The organism is Solirubrobacter ginsenosidimutans (assembly GCF_027587205.1).
Genome location: NZ_JAPDOD010000038.1, coordinates 1 through 17,957, shown reverse-complemented (window position 1 = coordinate 17,957; position 17,957 = coordinate 1). Strand labels below are relative to the sequence as shown.

At 70.9% G+C, this 17,957-nt stretch carries 12 protein-coding genes; 10 read left to right on the top strand and 2 right to left on the bottom strand.

The genetic code is table 11. The features are described from left to right. Positions 1-103: 103 nt before the first annotated feature. Positions 104-262 carry a hypothetical protein gene (locus OM076_RS31240; protein ID WP_270044057.1) on the bottom strand — a complete coding sequence of 53 codons (159 nt, stop codon included), beginning with the start codon at positions 260-262 and terminating at the stop codon, positions 104-106. Between the two features lie 59 nt (positions 263-321). Between OM076_RS31240 and OM076_RS31235 the strand changes: the two genes are divergently transcribed. Together OM076_RS31235 and OM076_RS31230 are read left to right on the top strand one after the other, a co-directional pair. Then, positions 322-1,494 carry an esterase-like activity of phytase family protein gene (locus tag OM076_RS31235; protein ID WP_270044056.1) on the top strand — a complete coding sequence of 391 codons (1,173 nt, stop codon included), beginning with the start codon at positions 322-324 and terminating at the stop codon, positions 1,492-1,494. Between the two features lie 67 nt (positions 1,495-1,561). Then, on the top strand, positions 1,562-4,201 hold the full coding sequence (locus OM076_RS31230) for a S8 family serine peptidase (RefSeq protein WP_270044055.1): 2,640 nt from the start codon (positions 1,562-1,564) through the stop codon (positions 4,199-4,201). Here the strand turns inward: OM076_RS31230 and OM076_RS31225 are convergent. Further along, positions 4,178-5,245 carry an aminotransferase class V-fold PLP-dependent enzyme gene (locus tag OM076_RS31225; protein WP_270044054.1) on the bottom strand — a complete coding sequence of 356 codons (1,068 nt, stop codon included), beginning with the start codon at positions 5,243-5,245 and terminating at the stop codon, positions 4,178-4,180. The two genes, OM076_RS31230 and OM076_RS31225, sit on opposite strands and share 24 nt — an antisense overlap. A 228-nt stretch (positions 5,246-5,473) precedes the next feature. Between OM076_RS31225 and OM076_RS31220 the strand changes: the two genes are divergently transcribed. From OM076_RS31220 to OM076_RS31185, 8 genes are all read left to right on the top strand, one after another. Beyond that, entirely contained in the window at positions 5,474-6,166 is a 693-nt protein-coding gene (locus OM076_RS31220) for a response regulator transcription factor (protein WP_308214360.1), read from the top strand. Further along, positions 6,138-7,208, top strand: a complete 1,071-nt coding sequence (locus OM076_RS31215; protein ID WP_270044053.1) for a sensor histidine kinase — start codon at positions 6,138-6,140, stop codon at positions 7,206-7,208. Before OM076_RS31220 ends, OM076_RS31215 begins: the two co-directional genes overlap by 29 nt. A 120-nt stretch (positions 7,209-7,328) precedes the next feature. Further along, positions 7,329-12,263, top strand: coding sequence for an SdrD B-like domain-containing protein (locus OM076_RS31210; protein WP_270044052.1), 4,935 nt, complete (start codon positions 7,329-7,331; stop codon positions 12,261-12,263). Between the two features lie 5 nt (positions 12,264-12,268). After that, entirely contained in the window at positions 12,269-13,636 is a 1,368-nt protein-coding gene (locus OM076_RS31205) for a multicopper oxidase domain-containing protein (RefSeq protein WP_270044051.1), read from the top strand. Between the two features lie 5 nt (positions 13,637-13,641). Further along, on the top strand, positions 13,642-15,654 hold the full coding sequence (locus OM076_RS31200) for a multicopper oxidase domain-containing protein (protein ID WP_270044050.1): 2,013 nt from the start codon (positions 13,642-13,644) through the stop codon (positions 15,652-15,654). Positions 15,655-15,669: 15 nt separating this feature from the next. Next, positions 15,670-16,629 (top strand): multicopper oxidase domain-containing protein, encoded by a 960-nt coding sequence (locus tag OM076_RS31195; protein WP_270044049.1) that lies wholly within the window; start codon positions 15,670-15,672, stop codon positions 16,627-16,629. Positions 16,630-16,761: 132 nt separating this feature from the next. Further along, positions 16,762-17,139 (top strand): hypothetical protein, encoded by a 378-nt coding sequence (locus tag OM076_RS31190; protein WP_270044048.1) that lies wholly within the window; start codon positions 16,762-16,764, stop codon positions 17,137-17,139. Positions 17,140-17,145: 6 nt separating this feature from the next. Continuing rightward, on the top strand, positions 17,146-17,957 hold an 812-nt coding region (locus tag OM076_RS31185; RefSeq protein ID WP_270044047.1), incomplete at its 3' end, for a copper resistance CopC family protein.

The window sequence follows — 17,957 nt, the reverse complement described above, 5'->3', positions numbered from 1 at the left end:
CGCCTCTCCTCTCCACTGCACGCGTGGCTGGACGCCGTTGCGTTTGTTGGGTGAGGCGGCAAATTACCCTCATGGACTTCTCATGTCAATTTCATGACGCGCGTCAGGCCAAGAGGGCCAGCATGCACGAGAGCGCGAAGATCAGGCAGCCGGCGGCGCCGTAGCGGCGCGCGGCGAGGCTCGCGCTGAGCACATGCTCCGGCGCGAACAGCAGGAACAGTGCGACGAGCAGCCAGAAGGCGGCGATGAGCCCAAGTGCCATGACCGCAGTTTCACACGGGGTTGACTTCGAGTGCACCATGAAGTGGTCATGTGCGGGGCATGAAGCGACTCCTCGCCGCCACCGCGGCTCTGACCGCCCTGCTCGCGGGCTCCGCGCACGCCGCCGAGCCGAAGCTCGAGGCCCGGGCGATCCTGCCCGCCGACGCGTCGTTCCCCGCGCCGTTCAACGGCGTCGTCAACACCGACCCGGTGTTCGTGCCCGGCTCCAGCCAGCCGGTCGGTGGGTTCTCGGCGCTGCTGGACGCCGGCAACGGCGACTTCTACGCCATGCCCGACAACGGCTTCGGCTCCAAGGCCAACAGCCGCAGCTTCATCCTGCGCCTCTACACGGTCCGCCCGAAGTGGAAGACCGAGTGGAGCGGCAAGGGCGACGTGAAGATCCTCGACGCGCTGACGCTGAGCGATCCCGACGCCAAGGTGCCGTTCCCGATCGTCAACGAGAACACGCCCGAGCGGATCCTGACCGGCGGCGACTTCGACATCGAGTCGGTCCGCCAGGCGCCGGACGGCACGTTCTACTTCGGGGAGGAGTTCGGCCCGTTCATCGTCCACGTCGACGGCAAGGGCCGCGTGCTCGACGCCCCGGTGCCGCTGCCGCGCGTCTTCTCGCCCGACAACCCGTTCCTGCTCGGCCGCACGCCGAACCTGGCGTCGAGCAACGGCTTCGAGGGCATGGCGCTCTCCAAGGACGGCAAGACGCTCTACCCGTTCCTCGAGGGCCCGCTGGTCGGCGACGACCCGCTCGTCCGCCACGTCTATGAGTTCGACGTCTCCGAACGCCGCTACACCGGCCGCAACTGGATCTACCGCATGAGCATCCCGGGCACGCTCGTCTCGGACGCCGTCGCCTACAGCAAGGACCAGCTGATCATCACCGAGCGCGACAACGGCCAGGGCCCGGCCGCCGCCTGGAAGAAGGCCTTCGTGATCGACGTCCCGGCCAACAAGCCGAACCTCCAGAAGCACGAGATCGTCGACCTGCTCAACGTCAACGACAAGGACGGCATCTCGGAGAACCCGATCCGCCCCGGCGACTTCGGCCTCGGCAACCCGTTCAAGTTCCCGTACCAGACCGTCGAGGCCGTGCTCCCGCTCTCGAACAACGAGCTGGCATTCGTCAACGACACCAATTTCGGGTCGACCGGCCGCAACCCGAATCTGCCGGATTACAGCGATTTCATCATCGTCAAGGTGCCCGGCATCAAGGGTTGACCTGAGGTGTACGTTCCGTCTCATGGGAGCCTCGGGAGGGCTCCCGGAGACGGGAAGGACTGGTGCAATGCACTTGCGCAGGGCGGGAACGATCGTGCTGACGATCGGTGGACTGGCCGTGGCCGGCGGGGCGGCGACGGCGCGTGCCGCGGACCCGGGTGAGCAGATCGCCCGCCTGCAGGCGATCAAACACGACCTCACACCCCCTGAGCGCAAGGTCGACAGCCGGCTCGCGGTCGACCTCCACAACCGGGTGAAGGCCGGCACCGCCGAGGTCGACATCGAGGCCGCGCCGGGCTCGGGCCTCGTCGCGCGCCTGCAGGCGCTCGGCGCCAACGTCCGCTACGCCTCGCCGCGCACCGGGGCGATCCGCGCCGCGGTGCCGATGAGCAAGCTCGCGACCGTCGCCGGCTGGAGCGAGGTCGAGCGCGTCCACGAGGCGGCGCGCGCGATGACCGCGAGCCTGCGCCCGCCCGAATCCAAGGACGTGCGCGCCGCCCGCCGCGCCGCGGCCATCCGAGCGGCCGCGGCAGTGGTCACCTCCGAGGGCGATGTCACCCACGGCGCCGACCTCGTCCGCGCCCGCGACCACGTCACCGGCATCGGGACGAAGCTATGCGTCCTCAGCGACGGCGTGGACTCGCTCGCCGACTCCCAGGCGGCGGGCGAGCTGCCCGCGGTCGACATCCTCGCCGACCAGGCCGGCGACGGCGACGAGGGCACCGCGATGCTCGAGATCCTCCACGACCTCGCGCCCGGCGCCGAGCTCGGCTTCGCCACGGCGTTCACCAGCGACGCCAGCTTCGCCGACAACATCGAAGCCCTGCGCTTCACCGCGCACTGCGACGTACTCGTCGACGACGTCCTCTACTACAACGAGAGCCCGTTCGAGGACGGCCCGATCGCCCAGTCGGTCAACGCCGTCACCGCCGACGGCGCGCTGTACTTCAGCGCCGCCGGCAACGAGGGCAACATGGTCGACGGCACCTCCGGCACGTACGAGGGCGACTTCCGGCCGTCCGGCCGTGGGATCGGCAAGTTCGCCGGCGACGCGCACGACTTCGACCCTGGGCCGGCGACGCAGATCGTCGACCCGATCGCGGTGCCCAGCGGCGGCGCAGTCGTGACGCTGTTCTGGGCGGAGCCGCTCGGCCATGCCACGTCGGACTACGACCTCTACCTCCTCAATGCCTCCGGAGGCGTCGTCGACTTCTCCCAGGACGTCCAAGACGGTGACGACGACCCGTACGAGATCCTCGGCACGCCCAACGCCACCGGCCTGCGCCTCGCCGTGGTCAAGTACGGCGGGGAGCCGCGCTACTTCCAGCTGAGCGCGCTGCGGGCGCGGTTCCGCTCGTCGACGGCCGGCGTTCCCGCGTGGGCGACCTCAGGCACGCTGCGTGGACACGCCGCGGCCGCTGACGCCTTCGCCACCGCCGCCGCACCCGCCGCGACGCCGTTCGACGTCGTGCTCGTGCCCGGTGACCCGCCGCACCCGTCGGGCCCGTTCCCCGGTGTCTTCACCGCGCTGCAGGCGCCGGAGATCTTCACCTCCGACGGCCCGCGGCGGATGTTCTTCCCCGCGCCGGTGACCCGCGCCAAGCCGGACATCACCGCCGCCGACGGCGTCAACACGTCGGTTGGAGGCTTCGACCCGTTCTTCGGCACCTCCGCCGCCGCGCCGCACGCGGCTGCGATCGCGGGCCTCGTGCTCTCAGGCAATCCGGGCGCGACGACCGCGGACGTCCGCGACGCGTTCAACGCCACCGCGCTCGATCTCGCACCCGCCGGCGTCGACACCCGCACCGGCCACGGTCTGCTGCGCGCCGACCAGGTGCTGGCCTACACGGGCGCGACGCCACAACCGCTCGTGCAGGCGCAGGCGCCCGCGGTCACGCCCGCCACCGGCGACGGCGACGCCTACCTCGAGGCGGGGGAGACCGGGACGCTCCGCGTGCCGGTGACCAACGCGGGCGACGGGACCGCGACCGGCATCAGCGTCACCGTGAGCACCGGCGACCCGCTGGCGACGGTCACGCCGCGCTCGCGCGCCTACGGCGATCTGCCGACGGGCGCGAACACCGCGCGTGACTTCACGCTCGCCCTCGCGCCCACCTACCCGCTCGGCAAGCGGGTCCGGCTCACCGTCCGCGTCACGTTCGCCGGCGTCCTCTCGCCGACGACGGCGACGTTCAGCATCGCGACCGGGCAACCGGCGACCACCGCGCAGCGCTTCGCCTATGCCGGCCCGCCGGTCGCGATCCCCGACGATAGCGCGCTCGGTGCCTCGGTGCCCGTTCCGGTCACCGGCGTCGGCTACGCGTCCAAGCTGACGTTCTCGATCGACGGCGCCACGTGCACGACCACGACGCCGTCGACGACGGTCGGCATCGACCACCCCTTCGTCGCCGACCTCACGGCCACGCTGGCGGCGCCGGACGGCACGACCGCGCGGCTGTTCACCGGGGTGGGCGGGAACGGCAACAACCTCTGCCAGGTGGTCTTCGACGACGGCGCGGCCAAGTTGCTGGCGAGCGCGCCGGCGTCCGCGAACCCGTTCACCGGCACGTGGAAGCCGGAGCAGCCGCTCGATGGGCTGCTCAACGGCGCCGCCGACGGCACCTGGACGTTCCATGTCACCGACGACGCCTCCCGTGACACCGGCTCGATCCGGGCGGTCTCGCTAAGCCTGACCGGGTTCCAGTAGAGCTGACAAGGCCGCGTCGACGTCCGCCTCGGTGTTGTAGAGGTGGAACGAGGCGCGGAGCTTGCCTGCGCGGGCGGCGGCCATGATCCCCGCCCGCGCGAGCTTGTCCGTCGCGCCTTCGAAGGCGGTCGAGACGATCGCGGAGTTCGACGGCTCGAGGCCGAGGCCGGCGCGGAACCGGTTGGCGAGCGCCAGGTCGTGATCGTGGATCGCCCCAACGCCGATCTCGTTGATCAGCGCCAGCGCCGGCTCCGTCCCCACCCACGAGAACCACGCGGGCGACGTGTCGAAGCGGCGGGCGGTCTCGGGGAGCCGCAGCGGCGGGCCGAACTGGTCCGTCAGCGGGTCGTTGGCGGCGAACCAGCCGGCCTGATGCGGGGTCATCGTCTCGCTCAACCGCTCGCTGAGGACCAGGAACGCCGTGCCGCGCGGGCACATCAGCCACTTGTAACACGCGCACGCCACCGCGTCGAAGCGCGACGCGTCCAGCGGCAGCCAGCCGATCGCGTGCGTCGCGTCGACCACGGTCATCGCCCCGTGGTGCGCCGCCGCGGCCGCGATGTCGTCCAGCGCCGCGACCTCGCCGGTGGACGACTGCACGGCCGACACGGCGACGACGTCGGTCGTGGCGTCGATCGCCTCGGCCAGCCGGTCCACCGGCACGACCTCGACGGTCACCCCGCGCCCCTCTTGGGCGAGGAACGGGAACAGCAGCGACACGAACTCCGGCTCGGTGGAGAGGACCCGTGACCCGGCGGGGAGCGCCGCCGCGACCTGCGCGATCAGCCCGGAGACCGTCGAGCCGACCGCCACGCGGTCGACGTCGGCGCCGACGAGCGTGGCGTACTGCGCCCGCGCCCGCCCGGTCACCGCCGTCCAGTGCTCCCAGCTCACCCGCCCCGCGCGCCAATCCCCCTGGGCCTGCTGGAGCGCGTCCCACACGGGATCGGGAGGGAGCCCGAAGCTCGCGGTGTTCAGGTAAATCGTCTCGGCGTGCCACAGCGCTTGCGCCTCGGCGACCGAACGCTCTCGGATCCCGGTCATCCAGGCAGCTTGCCGAATCGGACCACCGCTTCCCCGTACGGTCAGACAAATGACATTCCGCGTTCGCGCGCGGCTGCGTGCCAGAAGGCGGCTGCGCCTGTGCGGGTCAAACACGGCCTGAGTGGGAGACGATCGTTGAATGGGCGATGATCGCTCGGTTGACGTGCTGCACCAGGCTCTGATAGATCGACGTCTGATTGATAACCCGGCAAGAAGGAGGCGAGTCTCCTGGATGCGCCAAGGCCGGCCGCTGAGCTGCCCCAACACGTTCTCGTCATCGAGGACGAACGCAAGATGGCGTCGGTCCTGGATCGGGCGTTGGGGTTGGCTGGGTTCTGTGTCACCGCCGTGGGCACCGGGGAGCGCGGTCTCGCCGCGCTCAATGATGCGCCCTACGCGCTCGTGATCCTCGACCTGCTCCTGCCCGACGTGGACGGCGTCGCGGTGCTGGCGAGGGCGAAGGCGGTCGCGCCGGAGGTTCCGATCCTCGTCCTCTCGGCGGTTACGGACGTGCGCTCCAAGGTCGTATGCCTCGAGTTGGGAGCGTGCGACTACGTGGCGAAGCCGTGTGACCTCCCGGAGCTCGTCGCGCGCGTCCGGTTGCGCATCCGCCGCCCGGAGAACGGGATCGGCCGCCGGCTGACGCGCGGTGACCACGTCCTCGACCGGCAGCGCCGGGTGGTGCACAACGGCGGCGGCGACGTCCAGCTCACGACGCGCGAGTTCGTGCTGCTCGAGTACCTGATGGAGCACTCGGGCGACACCTGCAGTCGGGACGAATTGCTGGAACACGTCTGGGGATACACGTTCGACCCCGGGACGAACGTGGTGGACGTTTGCGTCGGCCGGCTGCGGCACAAGCTGGGCGGCGACTGCCTGGTGACGGAGCGCAATGTCGGATATCGCTTCGTGGACGCGTGAGCACAAGCTCGAGGTCGCGTGGGGCGTCTTCGCCGTCGCGAACTTCGTGGTGCTGTTCACGCTCATCGACTACCAGACGGTGCCCTTCCACTTCGTGTGGGTGAGCCTGACGCTGTTGTACGGCGCGCGAGTGTGGGGCATGGGCATGACCCTCGCGGTACTCAGCGCCGTGTGCGCGGCGAGCGCCGTCACGCTCGGCTACGCGGTCTCCCAGGACGTCGTGTCCGCCGACGAGCTCACCGAGATCCCGCTGATGAGCGCGATGTTCCTGGTGATGGTGTGGTACGCCCGCCGGCGTGAAGCCGCGCTCGACCAGGCGCGGCGGGCGGCCGATCGCGAGCGTGAGTTCATCCGCGACGCGTCGCACCAGCTCAAGACGCCGCTGGCCGTCGCCCGCGGGCTTGCGGACCTCCTGCGCGAATCCGAGCCCTCCCACTCGCGCCGGCGCGACATCGGCGATCTCGTCGAGGAGCTCGACCGCCTCGGCACCATCGCGAGGAGCCTGGTCATCCTCGAGGTGGCCGAGCAACCCGACTCCCTGGTGCGCGCCGACATCGACGTCGAGGACCTGGTCGTGTCGGCGGTCCGGCGCTGGAGTCGCGGAGTGCAGCGCGCGTGGCGCGTCGACGTCACGCTGGAGGGCACGCTCGCCGGCGATCGCGAACGGCTGGATGCGGCGCTGGATGCGATCGTCGAGAACGCCATCCAGGCGACGGGCGAGTCCGACCTGGTCGCCGTGCGCGCGTTCGCGGCCGGAACCGACGCCATCATCGAGGTGACCGACACCGGCGTCGGCATCCCGGCGGACCTGCTGCCGCGCATCTTCGACCGCTTCTCGCGCGGCCGCCCGATGCCCGGCAAGCACGGCACCGGACTCGGCCTGCCGATCGCGAAGGCGATCGTCGAAGCCCACGGCGGTGCGATCTCGGCGCGCAGCGTCCCGGGCGACAGCACGACGGTCGCGATCCGCCTGCCCGGCCTGGTGGCAGAGCCCGTACTCGAGCCGGCGCCGAGCGACCCGGAGCTCGCGCTCGATCCGTAGACCTGCCGTCGCCCGGATGACGCTGGATGACGGTGTATGACGTCGTTGCAAGGAAGCTGGATTCCGCGGTCTCCGATCTGAGATGAATGGCCGGTCCCGCTCACCCCACGGAGGGCGACCATGCATCACGGCCGGTCGATGGTCAACACGGTTCACGCGTTGTCGAGCGGGAGCCGGCGCGCACGCTTCCTGCCCGCGCTGACGCTGTTCCTTGCGCTCCTCGCGCCGGCGGCGGCGCACGGCTCGGCGATGACCGTCCACGCGCGCGATCTCGCCACCAATGCGGTCCTGGGCCAGTTCACGTACCTGGTCAACGTCGACAACACGCGCGACCCGCATGCCGCCAACGTGCTCGACCGCACCGGCGTCGCCCCGACCGAGAGCAACAGCCCGATCGTCGCCGAAGGCGACCAGAGCAGCCCGACGACGCCGAACCTCGCGCCGGGGCGGTACCTGGTCAGCGTCCGCTCGCCCGATCACAAGCTGTGGGGCAAGCACGTGACGATCCCGGCGAGCGACCCGCCGTCGACCGACGTCACGGTGGCCCTGCGCAACACGCCCCTGCCGCTCGGCAAGATCCGCGTGTTCGTGTTCGCGGACAACGCGTGGACCAACGGCGCCCCGGACACCGAGGAAGGCGGGCTGCAGGGCTTCCACGTCACGCTCGAGGAGCAGACCAACTCCCAGGTCAGCGTCGACTACTTCAACCACCCGTTGTGCGGCGGCACGTGCCTGACCGAGAACGACGGGTTCGTGCAGATCGACAACCTCGGGCCGGCGACCTACTTCATCTACGTCACGCCGCCGAACACCCCGTGTGACAGCGCCAACCCCAACAGCCGCTGGACGCAGACGACGACGATCGACGGCGGGCTCGGACTGCAGGCCGGCGTCGAGGAGAACAGCGACGGCACCGGCGCGCCCGGGGAGCAGCTCTGGGAGCCGCCCAACCGGCGCACCGCGTACTGGTTCGGCTTCGTCTGCTCGTCGATGGGCTTCGCGACCGCGGGCACGGGCTCGATCTCGGGCCAGGCGCTCAACTGGGTCGGCTGGCCGCCGTTCGACGTCCTCGTCCCGGACGCGTCCGAGCCCGTCGAGGAACCGTACATCGCGCTGAGCGACAGCACGACCGACCGCACGGTGTTCGTCGGCCGGGGCGACAGCGCCGGCAACTTCGCGGTGCAGGGCGTGCCGCCCGGCACCTACAACATGGCGGTCTGGGACGAGCAGCTGAGCTACATCATCCGCTTCCTCCCGGTGACCGTCGCCGCCGGCGAGCAGGTCGACGTGGGCCAGCTGGGGGTCTCGCGCTGGTTCGGCTGGCTGGACGGCGACGTGTTCATGGACACCAACAAGAACGGCGTGCGCGACGACGGCGAGCCCGGGATCGGCAACACCGACGTCGACCAGCGCTGGCGCGACGGGTCGATCAAGGAAGAGACGTTCACCGACGGCACCGGGCACTACGAGTACCCGACCGCGGAGGGCGGCCCGCTCGGCAAGTGGTTCATCGGCGAGCAGGGGTTCGCGCGCTTCTCGGCGCTGCCCGGCGCCTTCGTCCACGACGAGTACGACCCGAACATCGTCCATCACGTGCCGACCGACCTCGGCGGCGCGCTGCTGACCAACCAGCTGATCACCGAGGGCCATCGCGCCACCGTCGACTGGGGCAAGCAGCAGTACGACCCCGGCAAGCCGGGACAGATCGTCGGCATCACCTACTTCGCGACGACCCGCAACGAGTTCGACGCGCGCTTCCAGGCCCACGAGAACTACGAGCCGGGGATCCCGGACGTCACCGTGCGCCTGGAGGCCCCGAACGGCACGGTGCTCAACGAGTACGTCACCGACCACTGGCTCCAGCCCTCCGACGGTGACGGCCAGTCGTGCGACGTCCTGGACTCGCTCGGCGCCGACCTCAGCGGCGAGCTGAACCCGCTGGTCGGCCCGCACTGCGTCGAGGTGCCGCTCGCCGGCAACGAGACCAAGGACGGCGCGTTCGACGGCGGGTACGCCTTCGCCGACTACTGCCCGGTGGCGCGCGGCGGCTTCGATCACTTCGACGACAACGGCGACACCGTCTGCCATGACGGCCAAGGCCCGCAGGACCTCGTGGCGGGGACGTACGTCACGCACGTCCTGATGCCACAGGACGCCGGCGGACGCCCGCTCTACCACATCGTGCGCGAGGAGGACGTCAACGTCGACCTCGGATCCACGTTCGTGCCGGCGATCCCGCCGCCGCCGTGCGCCGGCGACCCGCACACCGTGCACATCGACCCGGTCGTGATGCCACGCGGAAGCCCGTATGACGGCCAGGACCGGCCGCTGTGCGACAAGCGCCTGATCGTCCTGCAGAACAACCAGAACGCGAACGCGGACTTCTTCATGCAGACGAACTTCGCGAACGGCAAGGACGTCGCGGAGCCCGGGCGGATCGTGGGCCTCGTCAGCGACGACATCTACTTCGACACCGACAAGCACTCGATCTGGTACGGCGAGCCGCGCCCGCTGGCCAACCTCCCCATCGGCATCCGCGACTACAACATGCGGCTGCTGACGACGGTCGACACGAGCGAGAACGGCGCCTATGAGGCGCTGCTGCCCTCGACCGAGACCTTCAACTGCCCGATCCCGCAGGGTCCCTGCCCGGGCATGTACGTCGTCGTCGTCAACGACCCCGGCGACAAGGACCACCCGAACCCGAACTACAACCCGGACTACCTGACGGCGTCTTCGGCGTGGGACGTCTGGCCCGGCCAGACCGACCAGCTCGACACGCCGCTGGACCCGATCTCGGGCACAGGCTGCGAGCCGGCGACGGGCACGCCCGAGCTGCTGCAGGTCGACAAGCCAGGGCGCGCGCTCGGGGAGCAGGGCCCGTTCGTCCGCTCGGGCGACGCGACGGCGGCCAACCGGCGGATCACGCTGCACGGCGTCAACTTCGGGACGATCGGCACCGGCGGCAACGCGGGCCAGGTCACGCTCTCAGACTCCCGCGCGCTGCAGTCGAGGACGTTCACCGGGCTCGCCACGGCGGCGCAGCTCGCGAACCTCAACGTCGGCGGCATCGTCAGCTGGAGCGACACCTCGATCGTGCTCCAGGTGCCGGCGGTGCAGGCGCTGCTGTTCCAGGCCGGCCCGCGGCAGCTGCTGATCCGCAAGCAGGGCGGCGACGGCGCACTGACCACCGTCAACGGCATCACGGTCCACGTGCTCGGTTCCGGCTACGACCCGCCGGTCGTGAAGGTCCCGCCGGCGACCGCCAACGGCACCCAGCTCCAGACCGCGATCAACGCGGCGCCGGCCAACAGCCTCGTGGTCCTCGGCGAGGGCACCTATCGCGAGAACGTGCTGATGTGGAAGCCGCTCAAGCTGCAGGGTCTCGGGGTCGGCGGCGCCGTCGGCACGGTCGAGCCCGGCGGGCCGCCCGCCGAGGACCCGCGGTTCCTGATCACGGGCTCCGCGATCAACGGCGCCTTCTTCGCGGACAACCAGACCAGCTGGAACGCCGCACTCACCGCCGCCGGGACGATGACCGGCGTCAACACCGCCCACCCGGTGCTCAAGGGCGCGGCGCTCACGGTCGCCGCCAGTGCAGCGACCGGCGCCTACCCGAGCGGCCTCGGAGCGGCTCGCATCGACGGCATCGGCATCTTCAACGGGCACGGCGAGGGAGCGGGTGGCATCCAGCTGCAGGCCGCCACGAGCAACCTCCAACTGACCAACGACGTGCTCGAGCACAACGGCGGCGTGTTCGGCGGTGGCATCGGCATCGGCCAGCCGTACTACGACGCCAACAACCAGGGCGTGAAGGTCCTGTATGACCGCGTGCTCGGCAACGGCGGGCTGACCCGCTCAGGCGGGCTCGGCATCTTCCGCAGCTCGAACAACTACGAGATCGCCAACAGCGTCATCTGCTCGAACTTCGGCGTCGAGTACGGCGCCGGCATCTCGCACTGGGGCCGCAGCCCCGGCGGGTCCATCCACGACAACCAGATCTACTACAACGAAGCCGTCGACTCCGGCGCGGGCATCGCGATCTCCGAGGAGACGCCGCTCCCCGTCAACGGGCAGAACGTGCTCGGCACCGGGTCGGGCGCGGTCGACATCGACCGCAACCGGATCCAGAGCAACTACTCCGGCGACGACGGCGGGGGCCTGTTCATCATGAACGCCCAGGGCGCGCGGATCAACCTTCGCACCAACCTGATCGTCGCCAACGGGGCGGCCGACATCGGCGGCGCCGTGATGCTCGACGACAGCACGAACGTGGCGATCGTCAACAACACGATCGCGAACAACGTCTCGACCGCGTCGTCGGAGAACTCCGACGGCAACCGCCACTCCGCGGGCCTGGCCTCCGAGGCCAATGACCCGCTGTTCCAGGCGACGATCCCGGGCGGACCGCGGTTCTCGCGGCCGGTCGCCCTGTTCAACAACATCTTCTGGAACAACCAGGCGTTCACCCTGTCCCAGCCGGGGCCAGGAGCCACGCTGGTCAACGCGGGGTTCCTGGACTTCGAGGTGCGCGGCACGCTGAACGCGGCCGACCGGTTCGAGCCGCGCTACTCGCTGATGACCAACGGCGAGCAGCTCGCGGGCGACGGCTCTTCGGTGACGATCCCCGGCGGCGGCGCGCCGATCGTGGGCTTCCCGACCAACGCCGGCCAGAACGGCAACGTCACGGGCGTCGATCCGCTGTTCGTCGCGCCCGTGCTGCTCGAGCTCACGGTCACCGGTTCGCGGCTGGACCCGCAGGTGGCCGCGGTGACGCTGACCGGCGCGGATCCGCCGGTCGGGCTGCCGGGCGACTACCACCTGCAGCCGGCCTTGGGGTCCAACCAGATCTCGGGCGCCGTCGACCGCGGCGTGCACTGCTCCAACACGCCCGTCCCGCCGCCGCTGAACCCGCTCGGCGCCTGCCCGGCGGGCGGGATCGAGGCACCGAACCTCGCGACTGACATCGACGGGCAGCTGCGACCGCAGTTGCGCACCCTCCGCGCCCGAACCCCCTGGGACTTCGGCGCCGACGAGCGGCCCACGGTGGGGTGAGCGAGATGGATAAGGCAATGGTGCACTCCTCGACGCGCCGGCAGTTCCTGCAGGCCGCGGGTCTCGGAGCCGCGACGGTGGCCGTGGGCGGCGGCGTGCTCGCTGCCACCCGCGGCGCCGTCCCGGCCGCGGCGCAAGTGACCGCGGTGAGCGCCCGCGATCGCGTCGTGCTGACCGGGGGGAACATCCTGCTCGCGGCGACCGACGGCTACATGACCGTGCCGGGCCGCGAGGACGACCCGCTCTACATCTTCGGCTTCATCCCGGTCATCGAGGACACGGTCGCGAACCTCGAGCACGACTTCAAGGGCCGCGCCCAGCACATCGCGCCGATCCTCGACACGACCGAGGGCGCCGACGTCTACGTCAAGCTGACCAACCTCGGGCTGGTCCAGCGGCCCGACCTCACCGACTCGCACACGCTGCACTGGCATGGCTTCCGCACGCCGACGGCGCTCTTCGACGGCGTCCCCGAGGTCTCGGTCGCCGTGCCGATCAGCCGCCAGTTCACCTACTTCTACCGGCCCCACAACGCCGGCACGTACATGTACCACTGCCACTTCGAGGACGTCGAGCACGTCCAGATGGGGATGACGTCGATCGTCTTCGTCCGCCCGGCGGGTCACCCGAACTGGGCCTACAACGACGCTTCGACCGCGTTCGACCGCCACTTCGCGATCCTGCTCAACGAGGTCTGGAACCGCTTCCACGACGGCGACCGCGACATCCAGGAGAGCATCGCGACCGACTATGACCCGCAGTGGTTCACCCTCAACGGCCGCTGCTATCCGCAGACCGTGCTGCCCAACGACGACCCGTCGCTGCCGGACGCGCTGCGGATCCGGACGCTGAACGCCAACAACGGCGACGAGGAGGCGAGCCAGCCGATCTCGGCGCTGATCCAGGTCAATCCGGGCGAGCGGGTCCTCCTGCGGCTCGCCAACCTCGGCTACCAGCAGCACGCGATGGAGTTGCCCGGCATCCCGCTGTTCGTGGTCGGGCAGGACGCGACGTTCCTCGGCGCGGGCACCAGCCTCGGCGTCACCTACGGTGACCGGCGGGTCACGACCAACACGCTGTATCTCGGTCCGGGCGAAGCGCGCGACGTGCTGTTCACCGCGCCGCCCTACAGCGCCTCCTCGCCGGTGTTCAGCGATGCCTGGGGGACGTACAACCGCTACTTCTTCCGCAACCGGGACTACCGCAAGCTCGCCAACGACGGCGCCCCGGGGGCGGGCGGTCCCAACGAGGCCGTGACCGGCCTCGGCGGGATGGCGACCGAGGTGCGCGTCTACGCGCCGGCGAGCGCCGTCCCCGCCCCGGCCACCGACTCGGCGGGACGGATCTCACCCAACCTGACCTACGTCCGGTGATGACGATGCTCAAGACAGCTGGACGACTCGCAGGGCTCGCGGTGTTGCTCGTCTGGACGTGCACGGCGCAGGCGGCGACGCCGAAGATCGGGATGGTCTGCAACGGGGGCGGCCCGGCCTTCGACCTGGTGGCGAACACGGGTGACATCGCGACGCCGGACGGCAACAGCGTCTTCATGTGGAGCTACGCGAACGCGAGCGGGCAATTCCAGACGCCGGGCCCGGTGCTGTGCGTCAATCAGGGTCAGACGGTCACGATCCACCTCCACAACACCCTGCCGGAGAACGTCTCGATGGTGTTCCCCGGCCAGGAGAGCGTCGCCGCGTCCGGCGGCAGCGCCGGATTGTTCACGCGCGAGGCGGTGCCCGGCGGCGATGTCACCTACTCCTTCGTCGCCACACGGCCGGGAACGTACCTCTACGAGAGCGGCACCGACACGCCCAAGCAGCTCGAGATGGGGCTCTACGGCGCGCTCGTCGTGCGCCCGGCCGGCTTCCCCGACAGGGCATACGGCGATGCCTCGACGCAGTTCGATCCCAACCGCGAGTTCCTGATCATGCTCAACGAGCTCGACCCCGACCTGCACCACGCCGTCGAGACGAATGGGACCTACGACTTCACGACGCTGCACAACCGCTACTTCAACGTCAATGGGCGCGAGTTCCCCGACACGGTCCAGGACAACGGCGTGTCGTGGCTGCCGAACCAGCCGTACGGCGCGCTCGTCCGCGTGCAGCCGTACTGCAACCCGTCGAACCCCGCGGACCCGCTGAACCCGCCGGGGTGCACCGCGGCGTCGCCCGCGAACCGGCTGCCGGCACTCATCCGGATGATCAACGTCGGCGAGCTCAACCACCCGTTCCACCCGCACGGCAACCACCTGCGGCAGATCGCGCAGGACGGCAGGCCGTTCGCGAGCGGTGCGTCCTCGGAGCACTTCGGCGAGACGATCGGCTCCGGGCAGAGCGAGGACTACCTGCTGACCTGGGCCGACCAGGACTTCTGGGACGTGACGGCGCGGCCGTTCCCGGGCGGGGTCGCGGGCATCGACTACCGCAACCTGACCTTCAAGGACGGCAACACGTTCTTCAGCGGCAACGCCTACCTGGGCCGCAAGGGCACGTTGCCCACAGGCGTCGTGTCACAGAACCTCTGCGGTGAGTGGTACTTCCCGTGGCACAGCCACGCGCTGAACGAGTTCGCGAACTTCGACGAAGGCTTCGGCGGCATGGCGACGCTGATGCGCGTCGACCCGCGCGGCGGCTGCTCCGCGTACCCGAGCGCGACCACGATCCTGGGTGGCGCGCTCAAGAGCGGCAGCGTCACCGATCTCAGCGTCGACGACGCCGACTACTACGCGGTGAACCCGAAGACGACGACACGCCCGACGGCGACGACCGCGGCGCAGACGACGGTCACCGTCGCGTCCGCCTCCGGCTTCCCGGCGGCCGGTGCGTACTTCGTCCGCATCGACAACGAGGTCCTGCAGGTCACGGGCGGCCAGGGCACGACGACCTGGACGGTCGCGCGCGGGCAGCTCGGCACGACCGCGGCCACGCACGCCGCCGGCGCCGTCATCACCGCGCTGGCCGACGACTGGTACGCGGGCTTCAGCGGGCTCCCGGCGGGTGCGCAGAACCTGAAGGTGAGCTTCAGAGGCAAGAACTGCGCGAACACCACCGGCACGGGGTGCGCGGCGCTGACGACCAACGTGCCGCAGCAGACGCTCAGGATCTGCAACTGGACGATCGCCGGCGCGACCGGCTGTGCGACGGCAACTTCGAGCGGCTGGGTGACGCTGCCGCCGCCGCCCGCTCAGCCACGTGCTGTCGGGTCGACCGAGGACCCGGCGCCGACGACCTGGACGCTGCCCGGCTCGGCGAGCGCCTACGTCGGCACGGGTGCCTACAAGGGCCAGGTGCGCGTGCTCGTGCACTCGCAGCGGTGGTCGGCGGCGAATCCGACCCCGTTCTCGACCTGGGGCAATGTCATGCAGCTCGTCTACGACGCGCCGTAAGGAGGAGAGGCACCGATGCGCACACGAGCGTACACGCGGGTCCCGCTGGTCCTCGTCCTCCTCACGGCGGCAACGCTGGCCGTGGGAGTGACATCGGCGTCACCGGCCAACCAGACGATCAACCTCTGCGCGACGACCGGGACCGTGACGCTGCCGGGCAACCTCGTCGTCGACATCTGGGGCTTCGTCCCCAAGGGCGTCGCCGCGAATTGCAGCGACGTGGCCGGTACGGCGACGATCCCCGGTCCCGTGCTCACGGTGGACCAGGGCGACGTGGTGACGCTCAATGTCACCAACGCGCTCCCGCCAGGGCACACGATCTCCGTCGAGGCGCCCGGGCTGAGCTTCGATCCCGGGCCCACCGACGCCGCCGTGGGGAGCACCGTCACACGGACCTTCACCGCCGGCGCGCCCGGCTCCTACCTCTACGAGAGCGTCGGCGGTGGAGAGCGGCAGACGGCGATGGGGCTCTACGGCGCGCTGATCGTCCGCTCCGCGACCGCGGGGCAGGCGTATGGCACCGCGGCGAGCGCGTATGACGTCGAGGCGCGGCTGCTGCTGAGCGCCATCGATCCCGCGTTCAACGCCGATCCGGACGGCTTCGACATGCGCGGCTACCGGGCGACGTACTGGCTGATCAACGGCAAGGCGCACCCGGACACGGACGTCATCCACGCCGCGCCCGGCCAGCGGGTGCTGCTGCGCTACCTCAACGCCGGTCACGACAACACGACGATGGTGCTGCTCGGGATGGACGAGCGCGTGATCGCCAGGGATGCGCAGGTGCTCGGCAACCCGTTCGACGCGCATGCCGAGACGATCCCCGCGGGCGCGACCGAAGACACCGTGGCGACCGTGCCGCCAGGCACCTCGGGGCTGACCCACGGGTTCCCGTTGTACAACCGCCAGCTGCAGCTCGGCAACGGTTCGCCGCCGTCGCCGGGGGGCATGCTGACCTTCATCCAGTCTCCGTGAGCGGACGCCGTGCCCGGACTCCCTTCGGCCACCCGATCGCGCGCTCGGGTTCTCGGCGGGGTGACCGGCGCGGTGCTGATGCTGGTCGCGATCGCGGGTTATGAGACGTCGCGTGACCGAGGGGAGAGAGCGGTGGCCGCGTCGCCGGCGGGGGCGAGGGCGGCCGCCGCGCCGCTGGTGTCGAACGCGGGGTTCGAGCGCCGCAGCGGCGTCCGGATCGTGCGCGTCGCGGTCTCGGGCGGCGGCGGGCTGGTGGATCTGCGCTATCAGGTGCTCGACCCCGACGCGGCGGCGTCGATCCACGACCTGGCGACGCCGCCGACCCTCGTCGAGGAGCGCACGGGCGTCCTGGTCGACGCGCTGTTCATGGACCACAGCCACAAGGGACGGCTGACGGCGGCGCAGACGTACTACCTCGTGTTCGACAACCCCGGAGGCCTCGTGCGCCGTGGCAGCCGCGTCACCGTGCAACTCGGAGCGGCGCGGGTGGCGCACGTGGCCGTGCGGTGACGGTCGATGGCGCGCCGCTTCCTCGCCGTCCTCACGCTCGCCTTCGCCGCGCTGGCCTCCGACGCGAGCGCCCACGCGGTCCTGACCCGCGCGACCCCGGCTGACGGCGCGCGCCTGGCGCGGCCTCCGCACGAGCTCCGGCTGGAGTTCAGCGAGCCGCTCGCGCCGCGCTTTCGCGTCGTTCGGCTGCTTGACGCGCGCGGCCGGAGCGTCGCCGGCACACGGGTGCGCGCCGGCGGCTCGCGAGGCGTGATCGTGACGCTTCCACGGCTCCCGCGCGGCGCCTACCAGGTGACCTGGGAGGTGCTCGCCGCCGACGACGGGCACGTCACCGGCGGCGCGCTCGCGTTCGGGATCGGGACGAGGCCGATCGCCGCCCGTGCGGCCGGCGGCCCCGGAGCGGCGCCCGCCCCGCTCGAAGCGGCGTTGCGCTGGCTCGACCTGACGCTGCTGGTGGGGCTGATCGGCGCGCTGGCGATGTCCGCGTTGCTCGGTCGGGTGGCATCGCCGATCGCACACGAACCGCTGCGCCGCCTGCGCGCCGCGGCCGCGATCGCGGCTGCGGCCGGGGCGGCGCTCGGGCTCGTCCTGCTCGCGCGCGAAGTCGCTCGCATCGGCTCCACGGTCGCTCCGGGCGCGAGCGTGGGGGATGTCCTGCGAACCCGCTGGGGCGAGCTCTGGCTCGCCCGCGAGGCCCTGCTCGCCGCGCTCGTCGCCACAGCGCTGGGGTGGCGCGCGTCGCGCGACCCGGCGGTCACGGCGCCGCGCCGGCACGCGCGGCGCGGGGCGGGCGGCGCGGCGGGGGAAGTCGGATCGTA